The organism is Streptomyces alkaliterrae, assembly GCF_007097205.2.
Lineage (GTDB): Bacteria > Actinomycetota > Actinomycetes > Streptomycetales > Streptomycetaceae > Streptomyces > Streptomyces alkaliterrae.
This window is the reverse complement of record NZ_VJYK02000209.1, coordinates 1-9,895: the sequence shown is the minus strand read 5'-3', so window position 1 is coordinate 9,895 and position 9,895 is coordinate 1. Positions and strand designations below refer to the sequence as shown.

Here is a 9,895-nt window from a genome sequence, read left to right as displayed (position 1 = left end):
GCTTCGGGTGGTGGTGACGGGCGCCAGCGGCAACGTCGGCACCAGCGTGTTGAACGCGCTGCTGGCCGGCTCCCGACCGGTCTCGGTGGTCGGTGTGGCGCGGCGGCTGCCCGATCCGCCTCCGGCGGGCACCGGCTGGGTGAGCGTCGACATCGGGCGGCAGGACGCGGCACGGGAGCTGACCGGGGTGCTGGAGGGGGCGGACGCGGTGGTCCATCTGGCGTGGCTGCTCCAGCCCAGCCACGATCCGGCGGTCACCTGGCGCACCAACGTCCTGGGCACCGACCGGGTGCTGCGGGCCGCCGCCGCGGCCGAGGTGCCGGCCGTGGTGTACGCGTCGTCCGTGGCGGCCTACTCGCCGCGTCCCGCCGACCGGGACCGGTTCTGGGTGGACGAGTCCTGGCCGACGCACGGCTGGCCGACCGCCGCTTACAGCAGGGAGAAGGCCTACGTCGAGCGGCTGCTGGACGTCTTCGAGCGGGACCATCCCGGCGTCAGGGTGGTGCGGATGCGGCCGACCTTCATCTTCAAGCGGGGGTCGGCGATGGCTCAGCGGCGCCAGTTCGCCGGTCCGCTGCTGCCGAACCGGCTGGTGCGGCCGTCGCTGGTGCCGGTGGTGCCGGACGTGCCGGGCCTGCGGTTCCAGGCCGTGCACTCCGACGACGTGGGGCGCGCGTACGCGAGCGCCGTCACCGGGGAGGCGCGTGGCGCGTTCAACCTGGCGGCCGACACGCTGCTGGACGGCCGCGAGCTGGGGCGGCTGCTGGGCGCCCGGCCCGTTCCGGTGCCGAGGCTGCCGGTGCGCCAGGCGCTCGCCGCGGCCTGGCGGTTGCGTCTGGTACCGGCCTCGCCGACGTTGTTCGACGCGCTGATGCGGCTACCGCTGCTGGAGACCGGGCGGGCCCGGAGGGAACTGGGCTGGGAGCCGGCGCTCAGCGGCCCCCAGGCGGTGGCGGAGCTGCTGCGGGGGATGAGGGAGGGCGCCGGGATGGACACACCCCCACTCGCCGCGCACCTTCGCGGCGGCCGGTTGCGGGAGCTGGTCACAGGCGTCGGCGGACGCCCGTGACCGGCTTGATCCGCCGCCCGCAGTGCACCCGGTCGGCGGACAGGGAGGGACGAATGGGATGTTCCGGCTCGGGTACCCGTCCCTCGCCCGTGACCGACCACCCACCCCGAGGAGGCCCGACATGCCCGCCGGAAGCTCACGCAAGAGGGAACGCCAATACGAGCACATCAAGGAGAGCGCCGAGCAGCGCGGCGAGAGCAAGAAGCGCGCCAAGGAGATCGCGGCCCGCACGGTGAACAAGGAACGCGCCCAGTCCGGCGAGAGCCGTACGGCCAGCAAGACCTCCACCAGGGACATGTCGGCCTCGCGCCGTGGCGGCCAGCGTTCGCACTCCGGGTCGGAGGGCCCCACCCGCGACCAGCTCTACGCCGAGGCGCAGCGCAAGAACGTGAAGGGCCGCAGCAACATGAACAAGGACGAGCTCCGGCGCGCGGTGGGCAAGTGACGTCCCGACACGACTACGCGGCCCGGCGCGCGGCGCTCAGCCCGAGGACTCCCCCGCCGGCTCCGAGGCCGGGCTCGGGGCGCCGGCCCGGCGCTTGGGGAGCCGGGTGCTGAGGGCCTGCGCCAGGCGCCGGTCCATGCTGCCGTGCTCGGCCCAGCCGGTGACCTCCTCGGCGAGGAGCCGCAGCTTGGTGTTGGTGTCCTGGGAGGTGTCCCGCAGGACCCGGAACGCCTCCTCGCAGTCACATCCGCCCAGCGCCATGACAACGCCGACGGCCTGATCGATCACCGCGTGCGACTCGACGGCCTGTTCCAGCTGGGCCACCCGTTCGACCAGCACGGCCTCGTCCGTCGCGGTGTCCGGTCGGTCGGCGCTCTGCATGCCCACTCCTCCCAGTCCGTCGTCCTCGCGCCGCGCACGGCGCGACCGTTCAGCCACCGTAGCGCGAACGGCGCGCGCCGGTGGTGCGGTAGGGCGCACGGGAGTGGTCGGCGCACCCGACCGGCCGGACTCAGCCGGGCGCGAGCGCCTTGCGCACCGCCGCGCCGCGCAGCTTCTCCAGCGTCTCGGCCTGTCGGTCGGCCCGCTCCAGCAGCTCCCTCAGCCGCTCGGGCCAGCGGCCCTCGCGGGCCTCCGGAAGCTCCGCGACCGCCCGCCACAGGGCCGCTTTGCCCTGGACGCCCAGCACCATCATCTCCAGTTCCAGGACCGCCCTCACCTCGGTGTTTCCCAGCAGCCTGCCGTTCGGCTTGAACCTGCCCAGCGTCTCCCCCAGCCGACCGGCGACGATCATGAACCGGCGGACGGGCACGTCGAGTTCGCGCATCAGGCGCAGCAGGGTGGCGCGGTCCTCGTCGATCTCCTCGGCCAGCTGCGCCAGCTCCTCGGCGACCTGCTCGTCCTCGGCCTGCCGCTCGAGCCGCTCCATCAGTCGGACGCCGGCGGTGGCGCCCACCAGGTGGTCGTTGAGGTAGACGGTCAGCGACGTGGCGCGGGGCTCCCGGCGCTCCCCCTCGTCCCGGGACTCCGGGCGGTGGTCGGTGTGGTGCGTCATCGTTTCTCCTGTTCACCGCGGGGCCGGCGGTCGACGTCCACGGGCCGCGCGTCGTTCGCGGCAGGGCCGGTCGGCGGCTGCCCGGCCAGGGGGTGGCCGGCGGCCAGACGCAGCTCCCGCAGCCGCTCGCCGGCCCGCTCCCGCAGTTCCTCCAGCGGCTCCGCGAGGCGCCACCGGGGCACGTCGAGGACCAGGACGGTGAGTGCACGGGGGCGCGGGTCGAGAGCCCGCCGCCGGCCGGGCGGCGCCGCCCCGATCCGGCCACCGGCTGCGGGCGGATCGAAGTCGGCGGCGGCCTGCGGGGAGGCGAGGCGGACGGCGGGACGCACCCGGGGGCGTTGGACCTCGGAGTCGGTCACCGGATTCTCCTCCTTCCCGGCGGGCCGCCCGAACGGCCCGGGCCGAGCGATGTCCTTGACGGAGCACCGGGTGCCCGGTGGTCACCGGGTCCAATCCGCGACGGCGCCGACCCCGGACCCCCTCCTTCTCGCCACACCCCACCCGGGTATCTGCCGACCCGTTTCACCCGGCATCGAGGCCCGAACGCCCGGAAGAAGGTGACGCGAGCGGCGGAATTTGCCATGGTGGAAGAGGAAGCCGGGGTTCCGGTTCCCGCGTCCGCCGCGCGGCGGAACGGGACCCGTGCCACTCACCTGGGGACTCCGGCGGGTGCTTCGGACAGCAGGCACGCGAAAGACGAGCCACGGAAACGCGGCCGGCACGCCGCGGGCCGTGGCGGACCACACGTTCGCGCACTGGGAGTGAGCTGACTCCATGAGCACCATCGACGCCCGCCGTGCTGCGCGCAGCCGGCGGCCTCGACACGACCACCACGACGCCCCCGACACCACGGCCGCCCTGCGAGAGCTGGCCGCCCTGCCGGAGGGGCCCGAACGCGACGCGCTGCGCCAGGAAGTGGTCAGCGCGTGGCTGCCCATGGCCGGACGCCTCGCCCGCAAGTACCGCAACCGCGGCGAGGAGACCGAGGATCTGGAGCAGGTCGCCGCGCTCGGTCTGACGAAGGCCGTGGAGCGCTTCGACCCGACCCTCGGCAAGGCGTTCGAGAGCTACGCCGTGCCGATGATCCTCGGCGAGATCAAGAAGCACTTCCGGGACTGCACCTGGGACGTGCACGTGCCCAGGCGGGTCCAGGAGCTGCGCAACCGGGTGCGGCGCTCGGTGCGGGAGCTGGCCGCGACCACCGGCCGCGCGCCGACGATCGCACAGCTCGCCGAGCACACGGGCCTGAGCCAGGAGGACGCCCAGCTCGGCCTGGACGCGCTGGAGAGCTACAGTTCGCTGTCCCTGGACGCCGAACTGCCCGGCGCCGAGAGCGGGTACAGCCTGCTGGACACGCTGGGCTCGGCCGAGCCCGCCTACCAGCGGATCATCAGCCGGGAGTCGGTCAAGCCGTGTCTGCGGCGCCTGCCCGAGCGGGAGAAACGCATCCTTTACCTGCGGTTCTACTGCGACATGACGCAGAGCCGGATCGCCGACCAGCTCAACATCTCGCAGATGCACGTCTCCCGAGTACTGCGCCGCACGTGCGAGCGGGTCCGGCGAGAGGTGGAGGACGAGGCCGGGGAGGTGTCACGGCCGGCGGCCCACGCCTGAGCGCCCACGCGAAAGGGAAGTCCAAGAGGACAGGACGGCACGACGTAGGGCCGGTGGGGCCGTCGCGACGCGCGGCGGCCCCACCGGTTTGCCCGCGTCCCCGACCGGCAACCCGACGGGCATGGCAGACACATCCGGTTCCCCCACCCCGTCCGTCACCGCCGTCGGCTACTTCCTGGCCAGCGAGGACCACGGGCCCGCGGAGCTCGTCGAGCAGGCCAGGATGGCCGAGCAGGCGGGCTTCACCTCGCTGTGGATCTCCGACCACTACCACCCGTGGAACTCCGCCCAGGGCCACTCCCCGTTTGTCTGGTCGGTGCTCGGCGCGCTCGCCGAGGCCACCTCCCTCCCCGTGCAGACGGCCGTGACCTGCCCGACCGTCCGCGTGCACCCGGCGGTGGTGGCGCAGGCCGCCGCGACCTCCGCCGTGCTGCTCGGCGAGGGCCGATTCCGGCTCGGCGTGGGCACGGGCGAGGCGCTCAACGAGCACGTGCTGGGCGACCGTTGGCCGCCGGCGCCGGTCCGGTTGGAGATGCTTGAGGAGGCCGTGCGCCTCATCCGCACGCTGTGCACCGGCCAGGAGACCACTCACCACGGCCGCCACTACACCGTGGAGAACGCCCGGCTGTACGACGTGCCCGACGGCGGCGTGCCGATCGACGTCGCCGGCTTCGGCCCCTCCGCGGTCGAACTCGCCGGACGGATCGGCGACGGCTTCATCACCACCGAGCCCGACTCGGACGCCGTCGCGCGGTTCCGCCGCGCCGGTGGCGGTCAGAACCCGGTCCGCGGCGGGGCGAAGGTCAGCTACGACACCGACCGTGACCGGGCCGCGAAGGCGGTGCTCGACCGTTGGCCCAACATGTTCCTGCCAGGCGAGCTGGCCCAGGTCCTGCCCACCCCCGCCCACTTCGAGCAGGCGAGCCGGCTTGTCACCGAACAGCACGTGACCGACTCCGGGATCCCGTTGGGCGACGACCCCGACGAGCACGTGCGGGCCCTGCTCGCCTACCGCGACGCCGGTTTCAACGCCGTCCACGTCAGCCAGATCGGCCCTGACCTCCAGGGCTTCTTCGACTTCTACCGAAGCAAGGTCCTGCCGCGGCTCACCGCCTGACGCCGCGGCCGGGCGCGGGTTTGATCACCGGGAAGCGGGAAACCCGGCCGACGACAGGATGACCTGCCGTCGGGGATCCCCCACCCACGACCCTTGGGCGGAGCCATGAACGCCAAGCACAACGCCGACCCCATCCCGCGCAGCCCGCTGGGAGCCGCAGCCGTCGGGGTGGGAGTCGTCTTCCTGCTCATCGGGCTGCTGGGCTTCGTGCCCGGCATCACGACCAACCTCGGGGACCTGGAGTTCGCGGGCCACGAGTCGAACGCCAAGCTGCTCGGCGTCTTCCAGGTGTCGGTCCTGCACAACCTGGTGCACGTGCTGTTCGGTCTGGCCGGACTGCTCATGGCCCGGACGGCCTTCCTCGCCCGCACCTACCTGCTCGTCGGCGGTCTTGTCTACCTGGCGCTGTGGGTGTACGGGCTGGTCGTCGACAAGGACCACGGCGCGAACTTCGTCCCCGTCAACACCGCCGACGACTGGCTGCACTTCGCGCTCGGCATCGGCATGGTGGGTCTGGGCCTGATCCTCGGCCGCGGCCGACCACGCGGGTAGGAACGGCCTTACGGTCCGGCAGGACGGAAGCGCTCCGCGGGCTCCGACGGGCGGTCGGGGCCCGCGCCCGTGCCGTCACCTGGGTGCTCTATCGTCGGGTCGCGTCGGCGACGGGCCGGCGGGAGCCACGAAGCTGCCGGACTGGGCGCAGCCGCGTACGGGGAGTGACGGATGAGCAAGGGCACGGGCACCGGCGGGCCGGTCGAGCTGGAACGCCGGCTGGGGCTCGGCGACGCGGTGGTCATCGGGCTCGGGGCGATGATCGGCGCCGGCGTCTTCGCCTCCCTCGCCCCGGCGGCCAGGGCCGCCGGTTCGGGACTGCTGCTCGGGCTCGCGCTCGCCGCTGTCGTCGCCTACTGCAACGCGACCTCCTCGGCGCGGCTGGCCGCCCGCTACCCCGCGTCCGGCGGCACCTACGTCTACGGCAGGGAACGGCTCGGCGAGTTCTGGGGCTATCTGGCCGGATGGTCGTTCATCGTCGGCAAGACGGCCTCCTGCGCGGCCATGGCCCTCACCGTGGGGCTCTACGTGTGGCCCGAGCACGCGTCCGCCGCGGCGGTGGCGGCCGTGGTCACGCTCACCGTCGTGAACTACCTGGGGGTACACAAGTCGGCGCTGCTGACCCGACTGATCGTCGCCGTGGTGCTGGGTGTGCTGGCGGCCGTGGTCGTCGCCTCGCTCACCTCGGACGCCGCCGACGTCGGCCGGCTGGACATCGCCGACGACATCACCTTCGGCGGGGTGCTGCAGGCGGCCGGCCTGCTGTTCTTCGCCTTCGCCGGCTACGCGCGGATCGCCACCCTGGGCGAGGAGGTACGCGACCCCGCCCGGACGATCCCGCGCGCGGTGCCGATCGCGCTCGGCGTGACGCTCGTGGTCTACGCGGCGGTGGCCGTCGCGGTGCTGTCCGTGCTCGGCGGTGAGCGGCTGGCCGAGGCGACGGCACCGCTCGCCGAGGCCGTACGCGCCGCCGGCATGCCGGGACTTGAACCTGTCGTACGGGTCGGCGCCGCGCTGGCCGCGCTCGGCGCGCTGCTGGCACTGATCCTCGGGGTCTCCCGGACGACGCTGGCGATGGCCAGGGACCGCCATCTGCCGCACGCGCTCTCCGCCGTCCACCCGCGCTTCCGGGTGCCGCACCGGGCGGAGCTGGTCGTCGGCGCGGTGGTCGCCACCCTCGCCGCGACGGCCGACCTGCGAGCGGCGATCGGCTTCTCCTCCTTCGGCGTGCTGCTGTACTACGCCGTCGCCAACGCCGCCGCCTGGACCCTCTCCCCCGCCGAGGGCCGTCCCGCGCGGATCGTGCCGATCGTGGGGCTGGTCGGCTGTCTGACCCTCGCGTTCTTCCTGCCGGCCGCCTCGGTGGTCGGCGGCCTGGCCGTGGTCGCGCTCGGCGCGGCGGCCTACGGCCTGCGGCGGCTGCTCGGCCGCCGCCGCTCCGCCGACGACTCCTGAGCCAGGCGCGGTCCCGCGCGAAACCGCGTCGGCACATCACGGGTCTGGCGCCGACGGGGCCGCTGACCCCAGAGTGGCTGCACGTGCAAACCACATGGGCTCCACGCATGAGCGGGCTCCGTACGGGCTCGACGGGTGGTTGCACCGCCACCGTGGAGGCGGAGGCTGTTCGGCGCGTCCGGGCGAGTACATCGTGTGTGTCGGGCGCAGCGCCGGCGACCTGCGGTTGAGCGCTCCGCTACGCATCGTCCGCGACACGCTCGCGTCCGCCCCGCGGGTCCTGCCGGCCTCCACTCGCTGACAGGCGGGCAGCTGACCGGCGGGCGGAGGCACCCCGCGCACACGCCGGTGGCGTTCCCGACCGGGTCCTGCCTGACAGGGCCGGTCGGGAGCCGCCGGTGGCGTGGCGGGCTCAGCCGAGGCGCTGCAGGAGGGTGAGGCAGGCCTCCTCGCAGCTGCGGCAGGCTTCGGCGCAGATCCGGCAGTGCTCGTGCTCCTCGGCGTGCCGGGCGCACTCGTCCGCGCAGGCCTTGCAGACCGTTGCGCACGCCTGGAGGACGGCGCGGGTGATGTTGGCGTCGTAGCCGGTGTGGCGGGAGAGGACCGCCGCGGTGGCGGTGCAGACGTCGGCGCAGTCGAGGTCGGTGCGGATGCACTTGGTCAGCTCGCCCACCATGCCCTCCGACAGGCAGGCGTCGGCGCAGGCGGTACACGCCTGGGCGCAGGCGACGCATTCCTCGATGCACTTCGCCATGGCCTCCGCGTCGACCCCGCCGAGGTCCGCGGGGTAGGTGTTCAGCATGTCCTTGACCGAGCTGGTCATGGGCTCGTCGCCTCCCTGCGCGTGCCTCGGCGGGCGGTGGGTCCGCCCGGGTCGGCCGTGCACGCGTCCGCCTGCCGTGTACACCGTCGAGAGGGGCGCAAACCCGCCGATGCGTAGCCTTCGCCCGGCTGCCGGGTACCGGGCGCCCGCCGCGCGCGCTAGCGGATGCCGAGCGCGTGGAGGGCGTGGCGTTGGGCGGCGGATGGCCGTAGGGGGAAAAGGACGTAGCACACGCCGCCCGTGCCGCTCCTGACCTGCCCGTTCTCGTTGTAGCGCTTGGTGCGCAGCCAGATGTTCTCCCACGCCCGTCTGGGGTAGGTGCGGCGGACGTCGGCGTTGTTCCGGCCGGCCGGGTCGGCGGCGATCACGTCGCCCTCGTCGGTGAAGCCGACGAGGGTCATCAGATGGCCGGCTGTGCCGTACCCGGCGCCGTCGAGCTCCTTCGCCAGGAAGGACTGGGAGGTGATGAGCGGGACGCCGGCCGCGACCAGCAGTTCGGCCTGCTCCAGGGAGGCCAGCCGGGTCACCACCCCCTGCATGTCCCGGTAGCTGGCGGCGTAGGCGGTGTTGAAGGGCCAGTTGCCGCATCCGCCGTACTGGTAGTCGTAGGTCCGGCGGGCGGCGTGGCAGACCTGCGGGTCGTCGTACTCCGGCCGCACCCACGCCAGTTCCTCCGGGGTGGGCCGGCGCCCCCAGTACTCGGTGATCATCTGCGTGGAGGTGGGGCTGCACCAGGCCTCGCCGCCGTTGTCGTACTCGGGGTAGCGGCCGATGTGCACGTTCTGCGAGTAGTGCGGTACCCGCGCCTCCACGCCGCTCGCCGGTCCGGGCGGGGCGGGCGGCACTTCGAAGCGGTCCGGCACGGCGGACGCCGTCGCGGCCAGTCGCCACAGCACCGGGACGGCGTCGCAGCCGGGCGCCCGCAACAGCACGGCGCGGAGTTGGACCGAGCCGATGCGCGCCCGACCCGCGCTGTCGTCGAGTGTGACGGTGTCCGTCCAGACGCTGGTGACGCCGTCCTTCTGGCCGTCGACGGAGGTGCGCCGCGGCACGTCGGGGCCGTCCCCCGACGCCCACACGCCCAGCACGTACCAGGGACTGCGGCCGCCGGTCGTGTAGCCGACGCGCACCTCGACGCGCAGCCAGGTGCCGGGCGGGGTGTGCGCGTTCCACGACGGCAGCACCTCGGTCGCCGGCTGCGGCAGTACGCGTACGGGCCCGGTCCACCTGGCGTACTCCCAGACTGTGGTGGTCGTGCCGCCGTGCGGGTCCTGGTAGTCGACGGTGCCCTGGGGCGTGCGCAGGCGGACACCGGCGCGGCGGCCGGGGGTCGGGGCGACGCCCTCGTGGAGGCCGGCACGCCAGTCGCGGCGGCTGGTCCAGCTGTGGCGGGAGATGGTGTCGGGTTCGGTCGGCGTCCCGGGCACGCCGGTTGTTCTTCCCCGGACGGGCACGGCCAGCGCCGGAGAGGCGGCCAGGGCCAGTCCCGCGGCGGCGGTGACGGCGGTGACGAGGACGGTGCGGCGGGAGGCGGGAGTGCTGCTGCTCATACGTTCCCCCAGTCGGTTGCTGGTCGGGTACGCGTGGCGTGGGTGCGCACGGGTCGAGGCGCACGAGGTCGCCGCGCGGCGGTGGTCGGGACGGGCACGCGGCTTCCACTATCGCGGTGCGGGGGCCCGTGGACCAGTGACCGGGCCCGGCGGGTCCGCCACCGTCACCGGTCGGACCTGTGGCGGGCGGGGCGTGGCCTGTCTCTTATACACAGC

General features: G+C 73.8%; 11 protein-coding genes. 6 read left to right on the top strand and 5 right to left on the bottom strand.

Annotated features, from left to right (window positions below; genetic code table 11):
- Positions 1–7: 7 nt before the first annotated feature.
- Both FNX44_RS18550 and FNX44_RS18545 read left to right on the top strand, forming a co-directional pair.
- Positions 8–1,069 carry an NAD-dependent epimerase/dehydratase family protein gene (locus FNX44_RS18550; protein WP_143649413.1) on the top strand — a complete coding sequence of 354 codons (1,062 nt, stop codon included), beginning with the start codon at positions 8–10 and terminating at the stop codon, positions 1,067–1,069.
- Positions 1,070–1,190: 121 nt separating this feature from the next.
- On the top strand, positions 1,191–1,514 hold the full coding sequence (locus FNX44_RS18545; RefSeq protein WP_143649410.1) for a plasmid stabilization protein: 324 nt from the start codon (positions 1,191–1,193) through the stop codon (positions 1,512–1,514).
- Between the two features lie 36 nt (positions 1,515–1,550).
- Here the strand turns inward: FNX44_RS18545 and FNX44_RS18540 are convergent, their stop codons facing one another.
- The 3 genes from FNX44_RS18540 to FNX44_RS18530 all read right to left on the bottom strand — a co-directional run bounded on the left by FNX44_RS18540 (position 1,551) and on the right by FNX44_RS18530 (position 2,927).
- Positions 1,551–1,895 (bottom strand): ANTAR domain-containing protein, encoded by a 345-nt coding sequence (locus tag FNX44_RS18540; RefSeq protein WP_143649409.1) that lies wholly within the window; start codon positions 1,893–1,895, stop codon positions 1,551–1,553.
- 130 nt (positions 1,896–2,025) lie between these two features.
- Positions 2,026–2,568: a hypothetical protein gene (locus FNX44_RS18535; RefSeq protein WP_228449995.1), complete on the bottom strand. Its 543-nt coding sequence runs from the start codon at positions 2,566–2,568 to the stop codon at positions 2,026–2,028.
- A complete protein-coding gene (locus FNX44_RS18530; RefSeq protein ID WP_143649408.1) occupies positions 2,565–2,927 on the bottom strand; it encodes a hypothetical protein in 363 nt (120 codons plus the stop codon). Before FNX44_RS18530 ends, FNX44_RS18535 begins: the two co-directional genes overlap by 4 nt.
- Positions 2,928–3,342: 415 nt before the next feature.
- On the opposite strand from FNX44_RS18530, the gene FNX44_RS18525 reads away from it, so the two are divergent.
- From FNX44_RS18525 to FNX44_RS18510, 4 genes are all read left to right on the top strand, one after another.
- The gene (locus FNX44_RS18525) at positions 3,343–4,182 is read left to right on the top strand and encodes a SigB/SigF/SigG family RNA polymerase sigma factor (protein WP_143649407.1); all 840 of its coding nucleotides are present in this window, start codon (positions 3,343–3,345) and stop codon (positions 4,180–4,182) included.
- 121 nt (positions 4,183–4,303) lie between these two features.
- On the top strand, positions 4,304–5,299 hold the full coding sequence (locus FNX44_RS18520) for a TIGR03557 family F420-dependent LLM class oxidoreductase (RefSeq protein WP_143649406.1): 996 nt from the start codon (positions 4,304–4,306) through the stop codon (positions 5,297–5,299).
- A gap of 105 nt (positions 5,300–5,404) precedes the next feature.
- Positions 5,405–5,851 (top strand): DUF4383 domain-containing protein, encoded by a 447-nt coding sequence (locus FNX44_RS18515; protein ID WP_153507435.1) that lies wholly within the window; start codon positions 5,405–5,407, stop codon positions 5,849–5,851.
- 171 nt (positions 5,852–6,022) lie between these two features.
- Positions 6,023–7,306 (top strand): APC family permease, encoded by a 1,284-nt coding sequence (locus tag FNX44_RS18510; RefSeq protein ID WP_143649405.1) that lies wholly within the window; start codon positions 6,023–6,025, stop codon positions 7,304–7,306.
- A gap of 412 nt (positions 7,307–7,718) precedes the next feature.
- Here FNX44_RS18510 and FNX44_RS18505 read toward each other — a convergent pair whose 3' ends face one another.
- On the bottom strand, positions 7,719–8,129 hold the full coding sequence (locus FNX44_RS18505; protein WP_143649404.1) for a four-helix bundle copper-binding protein: 411 nt from the start codon (positions 8,127–8,129) through the stop codon (positions 7,719–7,721).
- A gap of 158 nt (positions 8,130–8,287) precedes the next feature.
- Positions 8,288–9,679 carry a C39 family peptidase gene (locus FNX44_RS18500; RefSeq protein ID WP_143649403.1) on the bottom strand — a complete coding sequence of 464 codons (1,392 nt, stop codon included), beginning with the start codon at positions 9,677–9,679 and terminating at the stop codon, positions 8,288–8,290.
- Positions 9,680–9,895 lie beyond the last annotated feature (216 nt).

Excerpts from the sequence above, each read along its gene's own strand:
- FNX44_RS18545 (WP_143649410.1), top strand. The coding sequence starts at position 1,191 with ATGCCCGCCGGAAGCTCACGCAAGAGGGAACGCCAATACGAGCACATC.
- FNX44_RS18540 (WP_143649409.1), bottom strand. The coding sequence starts at position 1,895 with ATGCAGAGCGCCGACCGACCGGACACCGCGACGGACGAGGCCGTGCTG.
- FNX44_RS18535 (WP_228449995.1), bottom strand. The coding sequence starts at position 2,568 with ATGACGCACCACACCGACCACCGCCCGGAGTCCCGGGACGAGGGGGAG.
- FNX44_RS18525 (WP_143649407.1), top strand. The coding sequence starts at position 3,343 with ATGAGCACCATCGACGCCCGCCGTGCTGCGCGCAGCCGGCGGCCTCGA.
- FNX44_RS18520 (WP_143649406.1), top strand. The coding sequence starts at position 4,304 with ATGGCAGACACATCCGGTTCCCCCACCCCGTCCGTCACCGCCGTCGGC.
- FNX44_RS18515 (WP_153507435.1), top strand. The coding sequence starts at position 5,405 with ATGAACGCCAAGCACAACGCCGACCCCATCCCGCGCAGCCCGCTGGGA.
- FNX44_RS18510 (WP_143649405.1), top strand. The coding sequence starts at position 6,023 with ATGAGCAAGGGCACGGGCACCGGCGGGCCGGTCGAGCTGGAACGCCGG.
- FNX44_RS18505 (WP_143649404.1), bottom strand. The coding sequence starts at position 8,129 with ATGACCAGCTCGGTCAAGGACATGCTGAACACCTACCCCGCGGACCTC.
- FNX44_RS18500 (WP_143649403.1), bottom strand. The coding sequence starts at position 9,679 with ATGAGCAGCAGCACTCCCGCCTCCCGCCGCACCGTCCTCGTCACCGCC.